This is a genomic window from Ruegeria sp. BHSB058, assembly GCF_059613285.1.
This window is the reverse complement of the sequence record NZ_JBXWSF010000035.1, coordinates 1-21,221: the sequence shown is the minus strand read 5'-3', so window position 1 is coordinate 21,221 and position 21,221 is coordinate 1. Positions and strand designations below refer to the sequence as shown.

The following is a 21,221-nucleotide window of genomic DNA, read 5'->3' as shown; positions in this document are numbered from 1 at the left end:
TGTAAAGGGGCCGAGTGGTTTGGTCTTTGTCCGAAGTCAAGTCGGCGGCGGGATGGCACAGGTGCCGCCCCGCCGCAATTGTCAAAGACCCAGCGCCTTGCGCTTTTCCTCGGCAAAGCCCTGCACCATGCGGTCGGCGATCAGCGCCAGAATGGCCATCGCGGCACCCGCGGAAATGCCAAGCCCGACATCCGCCTGTCCCAGCGCCAGATAGATCGACTGGCCCAGACCGGTGGTCCCGATCAGCGCTGCGATCACCAGCATGGCAAAGGCGTAAAGGATGGTCTGGTTCAGCCCCAGCAGGATGGTCGGCGCGGCATAGGGCGCGCGCACGTCGCGCATGATCTGCCACTCGGTCGCACCGCTGGAAATCGCCGCCTCCATCATCTCGTCCGGCGTATTGACCAGCCCGTGCCGCGTGTACCGGATCATCGGTACGATCGCATAGGCACAGATCGCCAGAAAGGCCGAGAACTCGCCGATCTGGAACACCATCAGCACCGGGATCAGGAACACGAACAGCGGGATGGTCTGCAGCATGTCGCAGATCGGCCGCACGATTTTCCACACCGGCTCCCACACCGCGCTGGCCAGCCCGATCAACCCGCCGAAAACCGCGCAGGAAAACACCGCCGCACCGCTGAGATACAGCGACAGCAGCGCCCGCTCCCACAGGCCCGAAACAAGGATCGTGCACAACAGACCGACCGACAGCGCCGCCAACCGCCAGCCGCCAGCCACGTATCCAAGCGCCGCCGCACCGGTCAGCACGAAAGGCCATGGCAGGTTGGCAATGCCGGTCTCCAGCATCCCTATCGCGATCAGAACGGTCAGCCCGCCGGTAATCCGGCCCTGCCACGCCATCACGACGGCAATCGCGGCCCCGGCGGCAAACAGGCCATAGCTCATCGCGGGCGTCCACATGAAGCCCCAGGTAAAAGGCAACACCGCCTGATCCAGACCGATGCGCAGAGGCAACAGAACATAGAACATCGAGTTGTTCTTGAGCCCGTCCAGCCACCCGGCATTCGCCTGCGTGAACTGCGTCAGCCCCCTGTCCACCGCATCCGCCGCCGGGTCCAGCAGCGTCAGGTCGGACGGGTTCGGCAACCGCGCCCAAAATGCCAGCGTAAAGACCACCGCAAACCCCAGCACCGCCCAGACCACGCGCGTGTCATACCGCTTGCGTTCGGTCGCCAGAACGCCGCTCATCCGGTCGATCACCACCGCAAAAACCACGATCACCAGACCGGCCAGCAGCGACTCGCCGAACTGCGCCTTGCGCATGGTCAGCAGAACTTCCCAACCGATATCGTTGAAGCCACCGATAACGGCGGCGATGATCACCATCGACAGCGCCGCCATCAGGCACTGGTTCACTCCGACCATGATCTGGGTGGCGGCCGACGGGATCTCGACCTGGAAAAGCTGTTGAAACCGGCTTCCGCCCGACATGATGGCGGCTTCCTTCACCTCATGCTCGACCCGTTCCAGCCCCAACAGCACGTTGCGCGCCATCGGCGGCGCGGCATAGATCGCCGAAGCGATCAGGCCAACCACCGGGCCGAACCCAAAAAGCAGCAAAAGCGGCGTCAGATAGGCAAAGGTCGGCACCGTCTGCATGATATCCAGTACCGCCTGAACGAATGCCTTCACGCGCGGCACCTCATTGGCAAGAATGCCAATCGCACCGCCCATGATCAGCGCCACCGGCACCGACACGGCGACCAGCGCCAGCGTGTTCATGCTCTCGGCCCAGTACCCCGAGGCCAGAACGAAACTCAGCCCCAGAAAGCCGAGCGCCGCCATCGGCAACCCGCCCAGATACCAGCCCAGCGCGGTGACGATACCGATCACGATGGGCCAGGGTGTGCCGCCCAGCACGAAGTTGGCCCAGTTCATCGGATAGGCCATCACGTCCGAAAACAGCCGCGCCGCCGGTTTGATCCCGTTCAGGAACCACGCCAGGAACGATCCGACCCAATCGGTCGCCGGGATGACCCATGCCGCCGGCCATTTCACCAGCCAGGGGGCCACCGGCTCCAGCACCAGACACAGCGCGCCCACGATCACCGTGATCAGCGCCGCCTGCGCCCCCGCCGTCAGGCGCATGGCGCGGGCGGATGCGATATCGGCAACCGCGCTCATGCCTCGTCCACCTGCAAGGCAGCGGCCAGATCGGATGGGTGAACCGTGCCGACGACCGTGCCCGATGCGTCGCGCACCGGCACCGGCTGATACAGCTGCATGCAGCGCGCCAGCGCCGTGTCCAGCGTCATCGCCGTGGTCAGTCCGGGATCGTCCGGCCCGTATTCGCCCTCGCCCGCATGCAGAACCGAGGCCACCTTGGCATGCTGCCCCTTGGCCACATCCTTGGAAAACTCGCGCACATAGTCGTCCACCGGGCGCAGCACGATATCGGACGGCGTGCCGATCTGCACGATCTTGCCATCGCGCATGATTGCGATCCGGTCCGCCAGCTTCAGCGCCTCGGCAATGTCGTGGGTGATGAAGACGATGGATTTCTTCAATGTCGCCTGAATGCGCAGAAACTCGTCCTGCAACTGCCGCCGGATCAGCGGATCAAGCGCCGAGAACGGCTCGTCCAGAAACCAGATATCGGGGTTCACCGCCAGCGACCGGGCGATACCCACGCGCTGCCGCTGCCCACCCGACAGTTGGCGCGGGAAACTGTCCTCGCGCCCGTCAAGGCCCACCAGCGAAATGACCTCCTGCGCCCGCGCACGGCGCTCCTTCTTGCCAACACCCTGCACCCGCAGCGGATAGGCCACGTTTTCTGCCACGGTCATGTGCGGGAACAGGCCGAAATGCTGGAACACCATGCCCAGCGTCTTGCGGCGCAATTCGGTCAGGCGCTTTTTCGTCGCACCGACGACATTGTCGCCTTCGATCCGGATTTCTCCGCCGGTTCCGGGCAGCAGTTGCGAGATACAGCGGATCAGTGTCGACTTGCCCGACCCCGACAGCCCCATGATGACAAAAAGCTCGCCCTCCTTGACGTCGAAATTGGCGTCCTGCACGGCGGGGATGTATCCCTTTGCGCGCAGATCGCCGGCGGCCTTGTCGGCATCTCCCCCTGACCGAGACAGCGCGTCGGTCAGGGCTTTTTCCGCACCGGGGCCAAAGACCTGCCAGAGGTTCCGGCAGGCAATGGCTGGCGTTTTGGCGTCAGTCACCTATGGGACTCACTTGGTTGCGGCGTCGACAACCGGACGCCACTTGCCCTCGTTCTCGGCCATCCATGCGGCCACGACTTCTTCGACCGCGCCGCCATCGACATCGATCGCGCCCATCATCGGCTGCTGGTCCTCGACCGCCAGTTGATAGTTGGTCAGGATCTCATAGGCGGCGGGCCATTTGTCGGCCATGCCATTCCAGCCGGCCTTGAAGATGCGCGAGGGTGAAAAATCGCAATCGTTGACCGCGTCGGGGTTCGGACCCCATGCCGGATCGTTGAAACACGCCTCTTCACCCGGCGGCAGGTCGACGAATTTCACGTCATAGGCCGACATTGCCCAATGCGGCTGCCAGAAGGTGATCAGCAGCGGCGACTTGCGCTCGGTCGAGGCGCGCAATTCGGCGATCAGCGCCCCTTCGGAACCCGCCGGAACCGCCTTGAACGGCAAGGCAAGACCCGTCATGCGGTCCGCGCCCGGCGTCCCCCAGTCAGCCGGATAATCGACCAGACGGCCCGATGGCAGCGTTTCGGCGGTGGCGAACATCTGCGCGCAGTCGGCAAGCGCTTCCCACGCCGGCAGACCGGGGCACAACTCGCCCACATGCGCCGGATAAGCGATGCCTTCCTTTGCGGCCAGGCCCAGATCGCCGATCTCGACAACGGATCCCTCGTCGATCTTCTTGGCATATTCGTCCGAAACGTTGGACGACCAGATTTCCAGCGTTGCGTGAATGTCGCCATCCGCCAGCGCCTGGAACTGGTTCATCATGCCCGCGGTGACATATTCCACATTGTACCCGGCGGCTTTCAGCATCTCGCCGGCGACATGCGTGGTGACGTGCTGACCGGTCCACTCGTTGATCGCCAGCTTGATCGGCTCGTCCACCGCGCCCATGTCGGCGGCATAGGCCGACCCTGCAACAGTTGCGGCAACAAGGCCGAGGCTCAGTTTCTTCATCATGTTTCTCCCAGTTGGCAAATCGGCCCTCTCGCGACCGTTCATATTCCAAGGTCTCATATTGCCGACAACTCTCGGCGCACTGCAATATGGAAACCCGGAAAAGTTCAAACCCCATCGCGCCAAAGACGACCACGCCCCGGCACCGTTTCCTCCCCTCCATTCCGGACCTGCACCCCGGTCTGGTCTCTCCATGATCCTAGTCTTGCCGGTTATTGATTGACCAGTCAATCACGAATCTCACCTTCCCGTGATCCCGGCACCCCAAGATCCGCTCGGACAGCAGTTCTTGGCAGCGCTCTTGCGCCCCGATAAGCTCCCCTCAACGGCGGAGGAACATATGACACCCGAACAAGCGCATGATTTCCGCTTGCCAAGGCAAAGCGAAAGGAACCACTCTGACGCAGGAGGATGCCGACATGCACCATTTCGACGAGATATTTCAACTCGCCGCCGACCGGCACGGCGGCCCGGATGCGCTGAACGAAAAACTGGTCAAACCCAAATCGGCTGCCGAGCTGGCCGCCTTGCCCGAGGACAGGTGGCTGTCGACCATCACCAAATGCGTGTTTCAGGCCGGGTTCAACTGGAAGGTCATCGAAGCCAAATGGGACGGGTTCGAAACCGCGTTCGACGGCTTCGACGTGGGCCGCTGCGCCTTCATGGACGATGAAAAATTCGACGCGCTGCTGCAGGATACCCGCATCGTGCGCAACGGCACCAAGATCGCCACGGTTCGCGACAACGCCGCCTTTCTGATGGAGCTTCGTGAACAGGGCGGCGCGGGCACGGTTCTGGGCGGCTGGCCCTCGACCGACTATGTCGGGCTGCTCGCCATGCTGGGCAAACGCGGCTCGCGTCTGGGCGGCGCCACCGCGCAATATGCCATGCGTTTTGTCGGGCGCGACAGTTTCATCCTGTCCCGTGATGTTACCGCCCGACTGGTGGCCGAAGGCGTGGTCGACAAGACGCCCACCTCGAAAAAGGCACTGGCCGCGACGCAGGACGCGTTCAACAAATGGATGGATCAATCCGGCCGGTCACTGACCGAAATCAGCCGGGTTCTGGCCATGAGCCTGTGAAAACGTCTTGCGGCAGACCGAATGCGGGCTACTCTCGAAATCATGGTTTTACGCGCGTTTCTTGTCCTTCTTCTGTTTGCCGCCTGCGGTCGCCCCCTGACCGACACCGAACGCGACTTTGCCGCCCGTGTTCATGGCGAAAGCCTCAACCTCGACCGTGTGCGCCTGGTCGAAGGCGCGCCAGTGGCGGCGGTGACCTTCCGGCGCAACCAGCGCCCGCGCGTGACCTGCCGCGAGCGCATCCTGCCGCCCCTCAAGGAAGAGATCGTAACCAGCAAACCCGCCGCCGTGGCCCTGTTCAACAAGGTCTATTTTACCCGTGACTGGTACCTTGACGATTACATGAGCGAATATCCCGACAGCCTCAACCTGGTGGCCGCCATGCTGCTGGCCCATGAACTGACCCATGTCTGGCAATGGCAGAACCGCCGCGAAACCGGATATCACCCGCTGCGCGCCGCCGCGGAACATGGTGGGGATGACGATCCTTACCTGTTCGACCTCGACGGGCCTGCCGATTTCCTCAGCTACGGGTTCGAACAGCAAGGCGCGATCATCGAGGAATATGTCTGCTGCCGCGCCCTCGCACCCGGGGCACAGCGCACCAAACGCCTGCACGCCATGCTCAGCCAGTCGATGCAGGTGGCCGATCTGCCGCAATCGCGCGAAACCGACGTGGTCATTCCGTGGAGCGGCGCGGAAATTCAGGGCATCTGCGACTGATCGTTCAGCCGCTGACCTGAATGCTTTCCAGATAGGCCAGCAAGGCGGCCAACGGGCGCGGCGTGGGCGTCAGCACCCCATTCACTTCGACCGGCACCAGCTCTCCCTCCAGCAGCCCGCCGAATTCCGGCATGATGTCGGGCGACACCCTGCCACGCCCGTAACCATCGATCTGCGACATCACCTCGGCGCGCGGGAACGTCCCGCCATTGCGCTCCGCAATGCGCGTCAGATCGGGCGCGACCTGGCCTTCGGCCAGTGTCCCGCCCCGCCCGTCGTAATCGTGGCAGGCCGTGCAGTTGGCGGCAAAAATCGCCTCGCCCTCGGACGGCGTCGGCATCCTTGGCTCCGGTGTGCAGGCGGCCAGAATCAAAACCCCTGCCAATCCAATGCCCGTGATACGCATGCTCTTAGCTACCCTGCAGTGTTTTCAGATACGCGACCAGATCGGCAATCGGCTCGCTGGTCAGGATCGGCTGCCCGGCAGGCGTCTTGATCGCCACGTCACTACCCTCGAAATAGGGGCCGTAAACCGGCATCGGGCTGCCGTGGCTGACCAGCGGGTCGCGCCCGTCGATGCGGCGCACCACGCGCTCGGTCGGAAACTCGCCGTCCGCGCCCTGCAAGGCGGTCAGGTCTACCGGCTGGATGATCAGAACCCCGGCCATTGGCCCGTGCCCCGTCGCCTCGATGCCGTGACAGGTGGCGCAATGGTGGCGATAGATTTCGGCCCCGCGTTCGGCATCCTGCGCCGCGACAGGCGCTGCCAGGGCAATACCTGCGGCCATTGCATATCCAAGAACTGTCCTCATCGATCCCTCTCCACATCTGATCTGCGCAATTGCAGGCTTGCCCACAACCGGGAGTATCACAATGATCCAGATCAACGATTTACGGGCAGAAGGGATTCGGGCATGACACAATACGCAGCAATCATGTTGGCCGCAGGGATCGGTATCCCGATCCTCGCCGCACTGAACGCCGCTTTGGGCAAGCTGATCGGCTCGCCAACCGCTGCCGCGGTCGTTCTTTTTGCCGTGGCCCTTGGCGCCTCGGCGCTGGTCATGCTGCTGTTCCCAGGCCCGCAGGCGCTGGCCAAGGTCGCCTCCAGCCCCAAACACCTGCTGCTTGGCGGCCTGCTGGTGGCCTTCTACGTGCTGTCCATCACCCATGTCGCGCCGCATTTCGGCGTCGGCAATGCGGTGTTCTTCGTGCTGCTCGGGCAATTGCTCAGCACCGCCGCCATCGATCACTATGGCCTGTTCGGCGCACAGGTCACCCCACTGACCCTGATGCGCGCTGGCGGTATCGCGGTCATGGCCATTGGCGTTGCGATCACTCAGCTGGCCTGAGAACGCCCGCCTCCAGCCGCACGACGCGATCCATCCGTGCGGCCAGGTCCATGTTGTGCGTCGCGATCAGCGCGGACAACCCATTGCCGCGCACCAGATCCATCAGCGCGTCGAACACCTGATCCGAGGTCTCGGGGTCCAGGTTGCCCGTCGGCTCGTCCGCCAGCAACACCCGCGGCGCATTCGCCAGCGCGCGGCAAAAGGCCACCCGCTGCTGCTCGCCCCCGGACAAAGCTGCCGGGCGATGCCCCGCACGCCCCGCCACGCCGACGCGCCCCAGCAGATCCATCGCCCGCGCCTCAGCATCCTTTTCGGACACGCCGTTTGCCAGCTGCGGCAAGGTGATGTTTTCCAGCGCCGTGAACTCGGGCAGCAGATGGTGGAACTGATAGACGAACCCGACATCCCGCCGCCGGATCGCCGTGCGCGTCCGGTCGCCCTTGCCGCTGGCCGCCTGGCCCGCGACCTCGACCGTCCCGGTGTCCGGCGTATCGAGCAGCCCGGCAATATGCAAAAGCGTCGACTTGCCCGCCCCCGACGGCGCCACCAGCGCCACCGCCTCGCCCGCGCGCAACTCCAGATCGGCACCGCGCAGAACCTGCACCTCACCCGGCGTGCCCTGCAGATAAGTCTTGGTCAGGCCGTCCAGCCGCAAAGTCACGTCATTCATAGCGCAACGCCTCGACCGGATTCAGCCGCGCCGCACGGCGGGCCGGGAAATAGGTGACGAAAAACGACAGCCCCAGCGACAGCCCCACCGCCTTAAGTACATCCCCCAGATGCAACTCGGCCGGCAGCGCGTATATCCCCCGGATCGCCGGGTCCCAGACCCCGCCGCCCATCGCGAAGTTCACAAAGGAAAAGATCGGATCGATATACAGCGCGAACAGGCACCCCAGGATCACTCCCATCGCGGTGCCGATCATCCCCGTGAACGCCCCGCAGATGAAAAAAACCCGCAGCACCGAACCCTCGCTCAACCCGATGGTGCGCAGGATGCCGATATCGCGCCCCTTGTTCTTGACCAGCATGATCAGGCCCGACACGATATTCATCGCCGCGATCAGCACCAGGATCGACAGGATGATGAACATAACGTTGTCCTCAACCTCCAAAGCCCGCAGGAACCCGCCCGAGGAATCCTTCCACGTCCAGATCTGCATCCGCTCTCCGGCAGCATCATAGAGCGGCAGGATCATCGGATCCAACTCTTCCGGGGCTTCGACAATCACTTCAATTTCATCCGCCAACTCTTCGCGGTTAAAGAATTTTTGCGCCTCGCCAAATGGCAGATAGGCCCGCGTCCGGTCTATGTCATACCGCCCCGCCGAAAACACATAGACAACCTCATAGGCGTTCACACGAGGCGACACCCCGAACGCCGTCCTGACCCCGTTGGGCGAGGTCAGCTTGACCCGGTCGCCAACCGTTGCACCGATGGCGCGTGCCACGCCCGAGCCGATGGCGATGCCTTCATCGAACCGGGCAAGATCGCCATACGCATCCTCACTTTGTGCAATCCCCGGCAGCTTCAGCAGGTCATCCTTGCGAATGCCGAATATCTGGACACCCGAACTTGCCTCGCGATTGGTAATCAGCACTTCACCTTTGACCAGCGGCGCCGCGCTGACGACGCCTGGAACCTGCGCCACCCGCTGCGCAATCGCGTCAAATTCCTTGATCGTGCGGTCCACCCGCCCCTGCGCATCGATCTCGCCTGCGCTGTACAGGGTGACATGCGCGTTCGCCCCCAGAATGGTGCCGACGAACTCCGACCGGAACCCCGACCGAACCGCCAGCGTCGCAATCAGCGCGAACACCGCCAGCGTGATGCCGATCAACGAGATCCAGGTCATCACGCTGACCCCGCCCTCGGCCCGCCGGGCGCGCAGATACCGCCAGGCGATCTTCCATTCGAATGGCGCAAAAGGAGGTGGGGTGCCGGTCATGAAATCTCCGCGGGTTTGCGTGCCGGACCCTCGTTCGATCACAGCCAATGGTCAAGGGAAGAGTTTGCGCAGGGCGCAATGTTGTCAGCCGGATACTGCCGATACCCGCGCCAGGACCTTCTGCGCCGTATCCCGGTCACAAATTCCCCGCGCCTCGAGCGCGGCAAAGACACGCGCTCGCATATCCTCGGACAAGGCCGCAAAGGCCCGGGTGTCCAGCCCAAAGGACAAGGTTTCCACCCGTTCCAGCCGATCGATCTCCGCCGCCACCTGCTCGGGCGAATTGGTCGGCCAAAGCTCCGCATTCCGGCGCATGGTTTCCTCGAACCCGGCGCGGATATCGCCATATTCCCTCAGGCAAAAGGCGTTCAGCAACATGAACTCCGACAGGTTGCGCCGCGACGCGAACAGGCCCTGCACCGAATGGTACCGCGCCTCGATATCCCTGCACAGATCCTGCGCCAATTGACGCCTGACCGGAAACGGCGTCGAAAATGTCGTTGTCCGGACAGTGTCCGGATTTGCCGCCTGCATGCCCAGCGCATTCAGGCTCTCGCGCCACCACGCCCGGTGACACTCGTTTTCGGGCCGAAGGAATGTCAGTTTGCCCCTGACGTCGCTGGTAAAGAAATCCTCTGCCGTCACCGGACGCAGGAACAGGTTCTGAGTGTCCAGAATAACCACTCGCTCGCATGGTGCCCGCGCCGCCGCCGCCAGATTAAGCGCCTGCTGCATACGATAGCCGTCGTTGCCCCGCCAGCCCTCACGCAACAGGTCATCCCCGCGCAGAATACGCAGTTTGGCCGCCAAGGGACCATAGGCGGCCAGCAATGGCTCCAGCGCCCGTTCAAGCACGGCCTCGTTGCAATCGTTCATCACGACCTGGATCGAACCGACCTGACCTGTGTCCAGAAACCGGGCCATCGACAGGGCCTGAAGCTCCAGCAATGGGTAGTCTCGCGAATAGACCACCGTCACGAAACTCATCGCCATGCCGTTCTGCCCGTATCCATTGCAACCGGCGCGCGACGCCGCTCTGTTCACCTTTCACACCTGCAGCGTCAGGCGCGACAATTCAAGTGTCACCGCAAATGCCCGGCCAATCAGGCGCCAAGGATTGTCCCCAGAACACAAACAATTCGTTTCCGGTTGCGCTAACTGACTTCCAAATGCAACGCTCCTCGAGTAATTTTATTTCACTGTTTGACCGGATAGGGAAATTTTGACACCCTGCTCCGGGGGATTAATGAGTTTAGAGCGGGAGACGCTCATGAGTTATGAAGAACGAATTCAACCCGTAGGCCCATCGGGGCCGAACCACGCCTCAACTCAACTGGATTGCGAAACCGCCGCCCTTCTTCGCGCGGCGATCCGACCGGATTTCGAAAACGCCGCCAGTTGGACAACACTCAGGGACACGTTGCGCGCCAAGGGTTACCGGCTGGTTTTCCGGCAGGGTCGGCTCTGCATCACCGACCGGACAACCGGCTGCAGGATCTGTGGGCTGCGTTTTCTCGGCATCGAATTACGCGATCTGGTGCGGCGGTTCGGTCGCCCCATCGTCGTGGCCCTGCCCGGCAGCAACGCAGATGGCGATCTGATCGCCGCGCGACCGGCGCATCCGTCCTGAGCGTCGGCGACACGCCAAGGCAACCCCGCTGCGGTTACCGCTCGGGGTTCGCTGCTTCTTTCTGGTTGCAAGTACCCCAGAGAGTTTGAGGGACAGCGTCCCTCAATCCAAGATCGAAAAGAGCGCGCCGAAGGCGCTCAATCCGAAATCCGCAAGGCTCAGAATTTCCGCCAGGGCTGCAAATTGCGCCGGATGGTCTTGAACAGACTGTGCCGCGCCGCCGCGCGCAGCGCCTCCGATTGCCCCCGCCGCCGCAAGACGTCCAGCACCAGGGCCGCCGGCATGTGCCCCCGCTTGTAGAACCTTGCAAAATCCTCAACAGTCAGTCCCTTGGCCGAGGAATACCCGTCAAAGAACTTCATCCAGATCCTTGCATAATCCTGCGCGGTCCGCTCATCGTCTCCCGACACTCCCCGGGTCCAGAACAACGATACCGGATGCTCCAGCCGCTCGCCGCGATATCCCGCTGCGATCATCCGCAGCATCATGTCGTAATCTGCCGCCACCGGAAAACTCAGGTCATGCCCGCCCAGTGCCAGAAACACCTCGCGGCGGATGAACACCGAGTTGTGGCAGAACGGCATCCGCTGCAACACAGCCTTCAGCGACATCCGGTTCTGGATGTGAACCCCGCCCGCGCCCATCTGCTGTGCCGTCGCGCCAAACAGGAAATCCGGCCGCGAAGCCTCCAACGCGTCAGCCGCCGCATTCAGTACATCGTCCGAGGCCAGCGCGTCATCCGAGTTCAGAAACAGCACATAATCCCCCCGCGCCGCCGCAACGGCGCGGTTCATGGCGTCGTACAATCCGGCATCTTGGGTGCTTTGAATGCGTACAAACCGGTCAATTCGGGTGTACTCCCGAATGAAGTCGATTGTACCATCGGTCGAGGCCCCGTCCTGGATCACATGCTCGAACCGGGCACAATCCTGCCGCCTCAGGCATGCGACAACCTCGCGAAAACTGTCGCCGCGCCCCTGGGACAGCAGGTTGTACGTGGCCGTGATCACCGAGATCAGCGGCCCGTCACTTTGCTCAGGCAATGCCTTCATAAATGCCCGCAAGCTTGGTGACCGCCTGTTCCGGGCTCAGCTCCTCGCTTTCCCCGGTGCGGCGACAGGTGAGTTCCACCACCCCGTTCTTGAGCCCGCGAGGCCCGACCGTGATCCGCCACGGCAAGCCGATCAGGTCCATGGTGGCGAACTTGCCGCCCGCCCGCTCGTTGCGGTCATCGTAAAGCGGGTCAAGACCCAGATGCGTCAACGCCCCATAGAGTTTTTCACAGGCCGCGTCGGCCTCGTCATCGCCCTGTTTCAGGTTGACGATACCGCAATGGAACGGCGTCACGCCTTCGGGCCAGATGATGCCCTTGTCGTCGTGGCTGGCCTCGATGATCGCGCCGATCAGGCGGCTGACACCGATGCCGTGGCTGCCCATATGTACCGGCACCGATTTTCCGTCGGGGCCTTGTACAGTTGCCCCCATCGGCTCGGAATACTTGGTACCGAAATAGAAGATCTGCCCCACCTCGATCCCCCGCGCCGACCGCCGGCGCCCTTCGGGGATCTGGTTGAACAGCGCCTCGTCATGGGTTTCATCGGTCCGGGCATAGAGCGAAGTAAACTCCTCCAGCACCGCCTGACACTGGGCCTTGTCGTCATAGTCGATCTCGCGCTGCCCCAGCCGAATATCGGTGACCTGGCTGTCATAGAACACCTCGGATTCACCGGTTTCGGCCAGCACCAGGAATTCATGAGTATCGTCCCCACCGATCGGCCCCGAGTCAGCACGCATCGGGATGGCCTGCAGGCCCATGCGCTCGTAGGTGCGCAGATAGCTGACGAGATGGCGGTTATAGGCGTGCAGCGCATCCTCTTTGGTCAGGTCAAAGTTGTAGCCATCCTTCATCAGGAATTCGCGCCCCCGCATCACACCGAAGCGCGGGCGGATTTCGTCGCGGAATTTCCACTGAATCTGATAAAGCGTCAGCGGCAGGTCCTTGTAGCTGCTTACGTGGCCACGGAAGATATCGGTCACCAGTTCCTCGGCCGTCGGCGTATATAGCATGTCGCGTCCGTGCCGATCCTGCATCCGCAGCATTTCCTGGCCGTAGTCATCATATCGCCCGGACTCGCGCCACAGATCCGCCGATTGCAGGATCGGCATCTGGATGGCGATATGCCCTGCCCGCGCCTGCTCTTCATGCACGATGTTTTCCAGTTTGCGCAGAACCTTGAAGCCAAGCGGCAGCCAGGAATAGATACCGGCGGCGGCCTGCTTAATCATCCCTGCCCGCAGCATCAGGCGATGGCTGACGATTTGGGCCTCGGACGGGTTTTCCTTGAGAACAGGCAGGAAATAGCGGGACAGACGCATAGGCAATCCTCTTTGGCAAGCGAAAGCCCGAACGCTCTACGCGATCCACAAACCCGAGGCAAGGCAGCACGTCATTGCGGCTTGCGGATCGTCAAGGTGTAGGAATTCACAGATTTTGCATTCTGCTTCATGCTTCACCACCGTTCAATTTGGCAGGCAGAGCAATGTGCGACATTGCCTTAGGGTAATTACCCGTAGCCAAGGAACGGGTTGCATCAAACCCACGCATCGGCCAAGAACTGAAGAAGGAAAGCGGTAACGGGAACAAAACCATGGCTTTGCCCGTCAGGGACCAACTCAGATACTGGGGCATTGCAGCGGTGGTTTTTGTCGCAGCTTTGTGGTTGCTGGGCGACGTGCTGTTGCCATTCGTGATCGGGGGAGCCATCGCCTACTTCCTTGATCCGGTTGCCGACCGGCTGGAACGTATGGGGTTGTCACGGTCGGCTGCAACGGCGGCCATAACGATTTTGTCGGTGCTGGTTTTTGTTTTGATGTTTCTGATGGTGGTTCCAGCGTTGATCACGCAGCTGATCGATCTGGTCGAGATTTTGCCGTCGCTATTCAAAGATCTGCGCAGTTTCATTGAAAAACAGTTTCCCTCGCTGCTCGACCAACATTCCAATACCCACCAGTTTCTCGTCTCAGTCGGTGAGACCCTGAAATCCAAGACCGGCGATGTGCTGCAAACCGTGGTGGCGTCGCTCGGCTCGGCGATCAATGTAGTTATCCTGCTGGTCATCGTGCCAGTGGTGGCGGTCTATTTGCTGCTTGACTGGGATCGAATGATCGAGCGCATAGACCAGCTTTTGCCGATGGACCACGCCCCCGTGATCAGGCGGCTCGCGAGAGAAATCGATCAGGTTCTGGCCTCGTTCGTGCGCGGGATGGGGACGGTGTGCCTGATTCTTGGCACCTATTATGCTGTTGCTCTCATGATTGTCGGGCTGCAATTCGGGCTGATCGTAGGATTCATCGCAGGGCTTGTGACCTTCATCCCATATCTGGGGGCGCTGATCGGCGGGTCTTTAGCCATCGGGCTGGCCCTGTTTCAGTTCTGGGGCGACTGGGCCTCAATCGGGTTGGTTGCGGGCATCTTTGCTGCCGGCCAGATTGCCGAGGGCAATTTTCTGACCCCGAAACTCGTGGGCAGTTCAGTCGGCCTGCATCCTGTGTGGCTTCTGCTGGCGCTTTCGGTATTCGGCGCACTCTTCGGCTTTGTCGGGATGCTGATCGCGGTTCCGGTTGCCGCTGCACTTGGGGTGCTTGCACGTTTCGGCGCGGGACAATATCTGACAAGTCGCCTTTATCTGGGGCTGACCGCACAGGATCAGGACGACGACTGAATGGCCGAGCAACTCAGCTTTGACCTCCCGGCCAAGACGGCACTGGGGCGCGAGGATTTCTTTGTCTCGCCAGCAAATGCACTGGCGGTTGCGATGATCTCCGCCTCGACCTGGCCGGGAAACAAACTGGTACTGACCGGGCCTGAAGGGGCGGGCAAAACCCATCTGGCGCATGTCTGGGCCGGCGAGAGAGGCGCGCGCATCGTTCACGCATCTGACCTGCGGCACGAAGAGGTGCCGGAACTGGCGCAGCACCCTGTTGCCGTCGAGGACGTGCCTGATATTGCTAGTGACATCGAGTGTCAGAAAACGCTGTTCCACCTGCACAATCTGGCTCTGGCCGAAGGCAGGTCGCTCTTGATGACTGGCCGTTTGCCCCCTGTCTTGTGGGCACTGCCGCTGGCCGATCTGCAAAGTCGCATCCAAGGTGCGCATCACGTGGCGCTTGATCCGCCCGACGACGCACTCTTGGGCGCGGTTCTGGCCAAGCTCTTTGTCGACCGCCAGCTCAATCCCGGCCCCGATGTCATATCGTATCTCGTCAAACACATGGACCGCCGGTTCGCATCCGCTTCTGAAGTGGTAGACCAGCTTGACCGCCTCGCACTGGCAGAAAAACGCGAAATCACGCGCGCCCTGGCTGTCAGGGTGCTCAACTATGACGCAGGCCAAGGATGATCCTGCAATTGACCCTATCCCGGCGATTTCGCATCCTGCCGACGCCATGACCGGGGGAGAGATGGAAAAACCAATCGCAACCACCGCGCCAGATTGGGGACCCTTCGGAAGGCCCCTGTTCGACGACCCAAGCGCACGCGCCTTGTCGCGCGTTGGGGTCGTTGACGTCGGGTCGAACTCGGTCCGGATGGTCGTGTTCGATGGCGCGGCCAGGTCGCCCGCGTATTTCTACAACGAAAAGGTAATGTGCGCGTTGGGTGCAGGCCTGTCGGAATCCGGACGCCTGAACCCTGAAGGCCGAACCCGCGCCCTTGCGGCCTTGCGTCGGTTCAAACACCTGTCGCGCGATCTGGACATGCCGCCCTTGCACGTCGTTGCCACCGCTGCGGTCCGCGAAGCCGAGGACGGGCCAGAGTTTTGCGCCGAGGTCCAGCGGGAAACCGGCCTGAACATCGAGGTCATCAACGGCGAGGAAGAGGCCCGGCTGTCTGCGCAGGGCGTTTTGCTGGGTTGGCCCGGCGCCTATGGACTGATCTGCGACATGGGCGGCTCGTCCATGGAGTTGGCCGAGATCGGCGGCGGAAAAGTCGGTCGCCGCCTTACCTCTCCGCTTGGGCCTCTGAAGCTGCGTGATATCAAGGGCGGACGTCGCGGCCGCAAGGACCACATCAAGCAGGTGATGGAACAGCTGCGAGATCAGTTAGGCCCACAACGGGACCGCCTGTTTCTGGTTGGTGGCAGTTGGCGCGCTTTTGCCCGGATCGACATGGCGCGGCGCGGTTACCCGTTGAAGGTTCTGCATGAATACCGAATGAGCACCAAACAGGTGCGCGCCACCATCAAGTTCATCGAAAACTCAGACCCGGAAAAGCTGCGTGCAAAGGCGGGCGTTTCCGGCTCGCGCATGGCGCTGGTCCCCTATGCAATGGACGTTCTTGCCCGCCTGATCCGCACCTTCAAGCCCAAGGATATCGCCATTTCCAGCTATGGAATCCGCGAGGGTCTGCTTTATGAACAGATGCCGCAACGCCTGCGCGACCGCGATCCACTGATTGAGGCGAGCTATTTCGCGGAATCCAAAGACGCCCGCCTGCCCGGTTTTGGCAAGTACCTGTTCGAATTCGTGATGCCCCTGTTCAAATCGGTGCCGCCTGCCAGAGTCAGGCTGATCAAGGCGGCATGTCTTCTGCATGACGTGTCCTGGCGGGCGCATCCCGACTATCGGGCCGAGATTTGCTTCGACAACGTCACACGCGCAAACCTTGGCGGTCTGAAGCACTCTGAACGGATATTCATCGGCCTCGCGTTGCAGCACCGCTACCGCAACAAACGCGACAAGGCTCAATTCGACCCGCTATACGCTCTTCTGGATGAAAAGGGTCAAAAACAGGCCGAGATTTTGGGCAAGGCGATGCGGTTCGGGGCCATGCTTTGGATGCAGCACGAGGTGAGAATGGGGCAACTCAGGTTTTATCCGAAAAAGCTGGAGCTTGAGCTTGTGCTGCCCAAGGAAACCGTGCCGCTTTTCAGCGAAATTGCCGCTGCGAGACTCGATTCACTGGCCGAGGCGCTGAGTGCCAAGGTCCGCATCATCGTTAAAGACTGAACCTTTCTCAGATGTCGATTTCCGGACCGGGGGCCGTTTTGTCCTGCGGCGGTTCCTGTTCTTCCTCAGGGGTCTCGGACTGTGGTTTTCTGCGTATGATGATGTCTCCGTTCGGCAGCATTTCGGGCACTTCGTAAACACTCCAATCCTGAATGTTGCGCGCCAGATCGGCAAGTGCCGGGCCCATCTCTTCCATGAAGGATCGCATAGAGGGGCCAAGCTGCTGTGTCAGGTCACGCAGATTGTCCAGTGTCGGCTCCATCTCTTTCCTCAACCCTTCAAAGAACAGTTCAGCCCCCTGCTCCATCAGTGATTTTCCGGTCTCTTCTTCGGCAAGCACAGGAACCGGCGCCAGGACAATTGCGGTGATGACAAGGACAGATCGCATCCAGTGAATATAGGGCGCGCCATCCATGCGTTCAAAGGTCATATCTGAATATCCAATGTCACGGGGAAATGATCGGATGCGGTTAGCAAGGCATCGCGGAGCTCCGGAACGTTCCAGCAATCTGGATCGTCAAATGGATGCCAGATACGCCAAACCGGGTCTTTGTCTCGCAGGCCGGGGCTGATCATGATGTAGTCGAGCAGAGCCTGAAGAAAGCGCCCGTCGCCCGGCATCTGGAACCGTGCCGTCGCAGGAACCGCCCCCGGCCTTAGTTGGCTCGCCTTGGCCGCATGGGGGTCGAACAACCCGGCGTCCAGAAGAATCTCGACCGAAGAACGACCAAAAAGGTGTTCGAATTCATCCAACCCCGGACCGTCGTTCATGTCGCCCAGCAAGATGACCTCATCGCAAGCATCCAGATGCTGTTCAATACGCTGCTTAAGCCAGATCGCCTGGGCCAGTTGCTTGCGCCGGTTTGCGATAGAAATCTGTATTGCCTCGTCGCGCCTTTGTGCGCCATGGGGTGCTTTGGATTTCAGGTGTGCGCCGATCAGCCGCAGGTCATTGCCCGCCTTGGTTCGGATTGCAAGTTCGATGGGAGGTTTGGAAAACCGGATCAGATCTTGGGTGGCGTCAATGTCGAGGTCGATCCGGAAAACACTGTCAAAGCGGGGGGCCTCCGTGCTGCCTTTCTTGCCGGTCTCCTCTCCTTTCGGGTCATGTCGCGCTTGCAATGCATCGGGATCATAAAGCAAAGCCAATTCCTGATGCGTTTCGTTGGCAAATCCCATGACCGCGCGTTGGGTCCGAAGATCGAAAGTTGCGGCAAACTCCTGCAGGGCACGCACGGTATTCTGCGTTCGACCGGTGTTCGGAGCTTCGACAACAAGGATGGCATCAGCGTCCATCGCTGTCATCACCTTGGCCACGGCCTCGACCTGCTGAGCCTTGGTCACGTCGTGCCGTCCCGACCAGCTGTCATCAACGATCAGATGGTCATCCCTGTCAAAGAGATTGGCGAACCATTCCACGTTATAGGTCGCCAACCGCATCGTTTTTAAGCCCTTGCGCCGTTGATCTCGTCCCAGGCGCGATTGATATCAATCATCTTCTTCTCGGCCAGTCGCACCGCCTCTTCCGGAACACCGCGGGCCATCATAGCATCCGGGTGCGTGTCGCGCACAAGCTGTCGCCATACCTTTCGGATTTCCGCCAGCGGCATGTCGGAGGGAACACCAAGGACTGTGTAGGGGTCGGTCGGCGCATCTGGAACGAAACGGGCGCGCAGGGCTTTGAATTGGGCGTCTGTTTGCCCGAATATCCGGCTGACCTCTTCGAGAAACTCGTTCTCGCCAGGGTGATAGAACCCGTCGGCCAAGGCGATGTGGAACAACCCTTCCATCAAGTCGCAGAGCGTGGTGCTGTCTTCGGAGAACATCTTTTGTATGTTTCGCGCATAGTCCTGAAAGCCCGCTACATCTGTGCGCGCCATGTTGAACACGCGTGCTGCGCCTGCCTCGTCCTCGGGGGCGATTCTGAAGACTTCCCGAAACGCCGTCACCTCGTCGCGCGTCACCTGCCCGTCGGCTTTTGCCATTTTGGCGCCAAGGGCAATGACAGCAATGGTGAAGGCCACCGACTTTTCAGGAGGCGTGCGCAGCCGTTCGAATACGGTGGCAAGACTTTCCCCCTGCGCCAATGCGCTCAGGGCATCTGTTATGCGGGTCCAGATCGACATGAGGCCACCCTATCCCGCGAGAGAGCCGGTGTCAGGTGCGACGAATCATACCCCAGACAGGATTTTTTGCATCAACACCAGATCAAGCCACTTTCCCCACTTTCGGCCCACCTGAGGCATCCGGCCAACCTCGCAAAACCCAATCGCCTTGTGAAAGGCGATAGCGGAAGGATTTGCGGCGGAGATGCCTGCAACCAGAACATGCACGCCATCCTTCCGTGCTTGAATTTCGAGCTGCTCCATCAAAGCGCGTCCCAATCCCTGCCCTCGCGCGTCTGAGGCAAGCAGTACCGAATGCTCGCGCGTATGAGCATAGCCGGGACCGCTTCGGAAGGGCGCATAGGTGGCAAACCCAACGCATTTTCTGTTCAGCTCCGCCACCAGATACCCCTCGCCGCGCGCTCCGATATCTGCCGCAATGCTTTCCGGGCTGCGTTCTGCCGAGGTAAACGTGATCAACGTCTCCCGTATGATGGCATTGGTTATGTCGGCAATGGCCGACGCATCTTCGGAACTTGCACGGCGGATAGTCATTCCAGAATCCGCATTCCGTGGGGCGTGTCGAACTCGGCCTTCAATCCGGGGTCGCCGGGCTCGATGTTGACCCATTTCAGTGGCCCGAGAAGGCCGGAAAGATCGTCCGCAAGCGGGTGAGACACGGTCAGTCGCCTTAGGGTACAGCCACTTTGCGTAAGCATGCCCGACGGATGCAGGTTTCCTTGCCATTCGATGAGCGCCGGAAACAGGTTGTCGAAGGGCAGCGCACCAGATTCAGGAACGGCCATTTTCCATCGCAGTTCACCGCGCGACAGCCACATGGGCATACCAACCGTGTCCGGCATACGAGCCAGAATCGCATTCATGTCGGTCACGTGACAAATCCAGTTTGTCAGGCGAGGTGCACCGGAAAACCTGTCCAGATCGAACCAGCGCGACCTGCCGGGATCGGGCGCTTCGGGATCGATTGCTATAGCCTCCAGGTACAGGCCATTCGCAAGCCCTAGCAGCGTGTTGTACGTTCCGAACTTGTCATGGTGCCCGCCCGGCTGCAATTTAACTCCCAAAGCTGCCTCGACATGCTCGGTCGCATCTTCAAGCGTCGCCCCGGCGACGGCAATGTGGTCCAGTTGCATGACTTACCTCCGCTTAGGCGAACCCTAGCGTTTCGTGGGCGGCGTGCAACAGTCTGATACCTGCATCAAACAAACCAAACCAATATAGACCACAAAGCGGCAACGACAGTCGGATAGAAAGTTCCTGCAAAGCCGAATCCGCGTAAGGGTGGCGACCTGTGGTAGCCCAGCCAGAACACTACGCGCATCAAGGCGAATGACATACCGAGCACGACGGCAACGGCCCCGCCAAGAACAAGGGCGACAAACGGCCAGAGCGCCAATGCGAGCACAAGTTGTTCCACCGTATTGGTCAGCACCCGCTGGTCGATGTCGGCGGCGGAATCCGGAACAAATGCTGCGCCATCAATAATTGCGTCATCAAAGAAGCGCCGCTGGGCTGCCCGCCCAATCATGGCGGCGAGAACCAGCCCCGGCAAAACAAACGCAACCGGCAGGGCCATTGGCAAAGGCAAAAATGGCAAATCCAACCGTGGCAGCAAGATGACGACAGCGAGTGCCCACAGGGCACCCGCCGCCATACCTATCAAAATGACTCCGCGCTTAGCCACGCGCTTCGCGGATCAGACGCAAGATGTCCTGTGCCGCTTCGGGAATGTTGGTACCCGGGCCAAAGATCGCCTTGACGCCCGCCTTGTGAAGGAAGTCATAATCCTGCTGCGGGATCACGCCACCGCAGATCACGATGATATCCTCAGCACCGGCTTTTTTGAGTTCTTCAACCAGTTGCGGCGCCAGCGTCTTGTGCCCCGCAGCTTGGGACGAGATGCCGACCACATGCACGTCGTTGTCGATGGCATCCTGCGCCGCCTCGGCCGGAGTCTGGAACAATGGCCCGACATCCACATCAAATCCGATATCTGCAAAGGCCGTGGCGATGACCTTGGCGCCGCGGTCGTGACCGTCCTGCCCCATCTTGACGACCAACAGGCGCGGGCGGCGCCCTTCGGCCTCGGCAAAGTCCTCGATGCTTTTCTGGATTGCCGCAAAACCCTCATCGCCCTCGTAAGCTGCGCCATACACACCGGCGAGCGTTTTCACTTCGGCGCGGTGACGTCCGAAT

At 61.1% G+C, this 21,221-nt stretch carries 24 protein-coding genes; 7 read left to right on the top strand and 17 right to left on the bottom strand.

Annotated elements, in window-relative coordinates; translation table 11 throughout:
• Positions 1-81: 81 nt before the first annotated feature.
• The 3 genes from AC2FNB_RS10895 to AC2FNB_RS10885 are packed head-to-tail and all read right to left on the bottom strand — an operon-like array spanning position 82 to position 4,157.
• Complete coding sequence (locus tag AC2FNB_RS10895; RefSeq protein ID WP_496746267.1) at positions 82-2,148, bottom strand: ABC transporter permease; 2,067 nt, start codon at positions 2,146-2,148, stop codon at positions 82-84.
• On the bottom strand, positions 2,145-3,197 hold the full coding sequence (locus AC2FNB_RS10890; protein ID WP_480751031.1) for a quaternary amine ABC transporter ATP-binding protein: 1,053 nt from the start codon (positions 3,195-3,197) through the stop codon (positions 2,145-2,147). Before AC2FNB_RS10890 ends, AC2FNB_RS10895 begins: the two co-directional genes overlap by 4 nt.
• 9 nt (positions 3,198-3,206) lie before the next feature.
• Positions 3,207-4,157: an ABC transporter substrate-binding protein gene (locus AC2FNB_RS10885; protein ID WP_496746265.1), complete on the bottom strand. Its 951-nt coding sequence runs from the start codon at positions 4,155-4,157 to the stop codon at positions 3,207-3,209.
• A 419-nt stretch (positions 4,158-4,576) separates the two neighbouring features.
• On the opposite strand from AC2FNB_RS10885, the gene AC2FNB_RS10880 reads away from it, so the two are divergent.
• Positions 4,577-5,239: a DNA-3-methyladenine glycosylase I gene (locus AC2FNB_RS10880; protein WP_496746264.1), complete on the top strand. Its 663-nt coding sequence runs from the start codon at positions 4,577-4,579 to the stop codon at positions 5,237-5,239.
• Between the two features lie 42 nt (positions 5,240-5,281).
• Positions 5,282-5,962 (top strand): hypothetical protein, encoded by a 681-nt coding sequence (locus AC2FNB_RS10875; protein ID WP_480751174.1) that lies wholly within the window; start codon positions 5,282-5,284, stop codon positions 5,960-5,962.
• 4 nt (positions 5,963-5,966) lie between these two features.
• Here the strand turns inward: AC2FNB_RS10875 and AC2FNB_RS10870 are convergent, their stop codons facing one another.
• Both AC2FNB_RS10870 and AC2FNB_RS10865 read right to left on the bottom strand, forming a co-directional pair.
• Positions 5,967-6,302: a c-type cytochrome gene (locus AC2FNB_RS10870; protein ID WP_480751037.1), complete on the bottom strand. Its 336-nt coding sequence runs from the start codon at positions 6,300-6,302 to the stop codon at positions 5,967-5,969.
• Between the two features lie 70 nt (positions 6,303-6,372).
• The gene (locus AC2FNB_RS10865) at positions 6,373-6,774 is read right to left on the bottom strand and encodes a c-type cytochrome (protein WP_496746262.1); all 402 of its coding nucleotides are present in this window, start codon (positions 6,772-6,774) and stop codon (positions 6,373-6,375) included.
• A gap of 102 nt (positions 6,775-6,876) precedes the next feature.
• Between AC2FNB_RS10865 and AC2FNB_RS10860 the strand changes: the two genes are divergently transcribed.
• Complete coding sequence (locus AC2FNB_RS10860; protein ID WP_480751040.1) at positions 6,877-7,314, top strand: DMT family transporter; 438 nt, start codon at positions 6,877-6,879, stop codon at positions 7,312-7,314.
• Here the strand turns inward: AC2FNB_RS10860 and AC2FNB_RS10855 are convergent.
• From AC2FNB_RS10855 to AC2FNB_RS10845, 3 genes are all read right to left on the bottom strand, one after another.
• Positions 7,298-7,984, bottom strand: coding sequence for an ABC transporter ATP-binding protein (locus AC2FNB_RS10855; RefSeq protein WP_496746260.1), 687 nt, complete (start codon positions 7,982-7,984; stop codon positions 7,298-7,300). The two genes, AC2FNB_RS10860 and AC2FNB_RS10855, sit on opposite strands and share 17 nt — an antisense overlap.
• A complete protein-coding gene (locus tag AC2FNB_RS10850; protein WP_496746258.1) occupies positions 7,977-9,263 on the bottom strand; it encodes an ABC transporter permease in 1,287 nt (428 codons plus the stop codon). Before AC2FNB_RS10850 ends, AC2FNB_RS10855 begins: the two co-directional genes overlap by 8 nt.
• A gap of 84 nt (positions 9,264-9,347) precedes the next feature.
• Entirely contained in the window at positions 9,348-10,307 is a 960-nt protein-coding gene (locus AC2FNB_RS10845) for a DUF6492 family protein (RefSeq protein ID WP_496746255.1), read from the bottom strand.
• 226 nt (positions 10,308-10,533) lie between these two features.
• On the opposite strand from AC2FNB_RS10845, the gene AC2FNB_RS10840 reads away from it, so the two are divergent.
• Complete coding sequence (locus tag AC2FNB_RS10840; protein WP_496746254.1) at positions 10,534-10,893, top strand: hypothetical protein; 360 nt, start codon at positions 10,534-10,536, stop codon at positions 10,891-10,893.
• 158 nt (positions 10,894-11,051) lie between these two features.
• On the opposite strand, the gene AC2FNB_RS10835 is transcribed toward AC2FNB_RS10840, so the two are convergent.
• Positions 11,052-11,945: a glycosyltransferase family 2 protein gene (locus tag AC2FNB_RS10835; RefSeq protein ID WP_496746252.1), complete on the bottom strand. Its 894-nt coding sequence runs from the start codon at positions 11,943-11,945 to the stop codon at positions 11,052-11,054.
• A complete protein-coding gene (gene proS / locus AC2FNB_RS10830) occupies positions 11,929-13,269 on the bottom strand; it encodes a proline--tRNA ligase (RefSeq protein WP_496746251.1) in 1,341 nt (446 codons plus the stop codon). Before proS ends, AC2FNB_RS10835 begins: the two co-directional genes overlap by 17 nt.
• A gap of 272 nt (positions 13,270-13,541) precedes the next feature.
• On the opposite strand from proS, the gene AC2FNB_RS10825 reads away from it, so the two are divergent.
• From AC2FNB_RS10825 to AC2FNB_RS10815, 3 genes are all read left to right on the top strand, one after another.
• Positions 13,542-14,615: an AI-2E family transporter gene (locus tag AC2FNB_RS10825; RefSeq protein WP_480751050.1), complete on the top strand. Its 1,074-nt coding sequence runs from the start codon at positions 13,542-13,544 to the stop codon at positions 14,613-14,615.
• Positions 14,616-15,293 carry an HdaA/DnaA family protein gene (locus AC2FNB_RS10820; RefSeq protein ID WP_480751051.1) on the top strand — a complete coding sequence of 226 codons (678 nt, stop codon included), beginning with the start codon at positions 14,616-14,618 and terminating at the stop codon, positions 15,291-15,293.
• 61 nt (positions 15,294-15,354) lie between these two features.
• Positions 15,355-16,899: a Ppx/GppA family phosphatase gene (locus tag AC2FNB_RS10815; protein WP_480751175.1), complete on the top strand. Its 1,545-nt coding sequence runs from the start codon at positions 15,355-15,357 to the stop codon at positions 16,897-16,899.
• Between the two features lie 7 nt (positions 16,900-16,906).
• On the opposite strand, the gene AC2FNB_RS10810 is transcribed toward AC2FNB_RS10815, so the two are convergent.
• The 7 genes from AC2FNB_RS10810 to AC2FNB_RS10780 all read right to left on the bottom strand — a co-directional run.
• Positions 16,907-17,329 (bottom strand): hypothetical protein, encoded by a 423-nt coding sequence (locus AC2FNB_RS10810; RefSeq protein ID WP_480751052.1) that lies wholly within the window; start codon positions 17,327-17,329, stop codon positions 16,907-16,909.
• On the bottom strand, positions 17,326-18,339 hold the full coding sequence (locus AC2FNB_RS10805; protein ID WP_496746248.1) for an endonuclease/exonuclease/phosphatase family protein: 1,014 nt from the start codon (positions 18,337-18,339) through the stop codon (positions 17,326-17,328). Before AC2FNB_RS10805 ends, AC2FNB_RS10810 begins: the two co-directional genes overlap by 4 nt.
• 5 nt (positions 18,340-18,344) lie before the next feature.
• Positions 18,345-19,025: a TerB family tellurite resistance protein gene (locus tag AC2FNB_RS10800; RefSeq protein ID WP_496746246.1), complete on the bottom strand. Its 681-nt coding sequence runs from the start codon at positions 19,023-19,025 to the stop codon at positions 18,345-18,347.
• 45 nt (positions 19,026-19,070) lie between these two features.
• The gene (locus AC2FNB_RS10795) at positions 19,071-19,559 is read right to left on the bottom strand and encodes a GNAT family N-acetyltransferase (protein WP_496746244.1); all 489 of its coding nucleotides are present in this window, start codon (positions 19,557-19,559) and stop codon (positions 19,071-19,073) included.
• A complete protein-coding gene (locus tag AC2FNB_RS10790) occupies positions 19,556-20,158 on the bottom strand; it encodes a VOC family protein (RefSeq protein ID WP_496746242.1) in 603 nt (200 codons plus the stop codon). The genes AC2FNB_RS10795 and AC2FNB_RS10790 overlap by 4 nt, the downstream gene beginning before the upstream one ends.
• A gap of 65 nt (positions 20,159-20,223) precedes the next feature.
• Positions 20,224-20,709, bottom strand: a complete 486-nt coding sequence (locus tag AC2FNB_RS10785) for an MAPEG family protein (RefSeq protein WP_496746240.1) — start codon at positions 20,707-20,709, stop codon at positions 20,224-20,226.
• Positions 20,702-21,221, bottom strand: a 520-nt coding sequence (locus AC2FNB_RS10780; RefSeq protein WP_496746238.1) for a cobalamin-dependent protein, incomplete at its 5' end; no start/stop codon positions are given. The genes AC2FNB_RS10785 and AC2FNB_RS10780, both read right to left, overlap by 8 nt.

Coding starts and splice junctions, on each gene's coding strand:
- AC2FNB_RS10835 (WP_496746252.1), bottom strand. CDS start 11,945: ATGAAGGCATTGCCTGAGCAAAGTGACGGGCCGCTGATCTCGGTGATC.
- AC2FNB_RS10815 (WP_480751175.1), top strand. CDS start 15,355: ATGGAAAAACCAATCGCAACCACCGCGCCAGATTGGGGACCCTTCGGA.
- AC2FNB_RS10805 (WP_496746248.1), bottom strand. CDS start 18,339: ATGCGGTTGGCGACCTATAACGTGGAATGGTTCGCCAATCTCTTTGAC.
- AC2FNB_RS10880 (WP_496746264.1), top strand. CDS start 4,577: ATGCACCATTTCGACGAGATATTTCAACTCGCCGCCGACCGGCACGGC.
- AC2FNB_RS10860 (WP_480751040.1), top strand. CDS start 6,877: ATGACACAATACGCAGCAATCATGTTGGCCGCAGGGATCGGTATCCCG.
- proS (WP_496746251.1), bottom strand. CDS start 13,269: ATGCGTCTGTCCCGCTATTTCCTGCCTGTTCTCAAGGAAAACCCGTCC.
- AC2FNB_RS10810 (WP_480751052.1), bottom strand. CDS start 17,329: ATGACCTTTGAACGCATGGATGGCGCGCCCTATATTCACTGGATGCGA.
- AC2FNB_RS10885 (WP_496746265.1), bottom strand. CDS start 4,157: ATGAAGAAACTGAGCCTCGGCCTTGTTGCCGCAACTGTTGCAGGGTCG.
- AC2FNB_RS10820 (WP_480751051.1), top strand. CDS start 14,616: ATGGCCGAGCAACTCAGCTTTGACCTCCCGGCCAAGACGGCACTGGGG.
- AC2FNB_RS10895 (WP_496746267.1), bottom strand. CDS start 2,148: ATGAGCGCGGTTGCCGATATCGCATCCGCCCGCGCCATGCGCCTGACG.
- AC2FNB_RS10795 (WP_496746244.1), bottom strand. CDS start 19,559: ATGACTATCCGCCGTGCAAGTTCCGAAGATGCGTCGGCCATTGCCGAC.
- AC2FNB_RS10790 (WP_496746242.1), bottom strand. CDS start 20,158: ATGCAACTGGACCACATTGCCGTCGCCGGGGCGACGCTTGAAGATGCG.
- AC2FNB_RS10825 (WP_480751050.1), top strand. CDS start 13,542: ATGGCTTTGCCCGTCAGGGACCAACTCAGATACTGGGGCATTGCAGCG.
- AC2FNB_RS10850 (WP_496746258.1), bottom strand. CDS start 9,263: ATGACCGGCACCCCACCTCCTTTTGCGCCATTCGAATGGAAGATCGCC.
- AC2FNB_RS10870 (WP_480751037.1), bottom strand. CDS start 6,302: ATGCCGACGCCGTCCGAGGGCGAGGCGATTTTTGCCGCCAACTGCACG.
- AC2FNB_RS10800 (WP_496746246.1), bottom strand. CDS start 19,025: ATGTCGATCTGGACCCGCATAACAGATGCCCTGAGCGCATTGGCGCAG.
- AC2FNB_RS10875 (WP_480751174.1), top strand. CDS start 5,282: ATGGTTTTACGCGCGTTTCTTGTCCTTCTTCTGTTTGCCGCCTGCGGT.
- AC2FNB_RS10840 (WP_496746254.1), top strand. CDS start 10,534: ATGAGTTATGAAGAACGAATTCAACCCGTAGGCCCATCGGGGCCGAAC.
- AC2FNB_RS10855 (WP_496746260.1), bottom strand. CDS start 7,984: ATGAATGACGTGACTTTGCGGCTGGACGGCCTGACCAAGACTTATCTG.
- AC2FNB_RS10865 (WP_496746262.1), bottom strand. CDS start 6,774: ATGAGGACAGTTCTTGGATATGCAATGGCCGCAGGTATTGCCCTGGCA.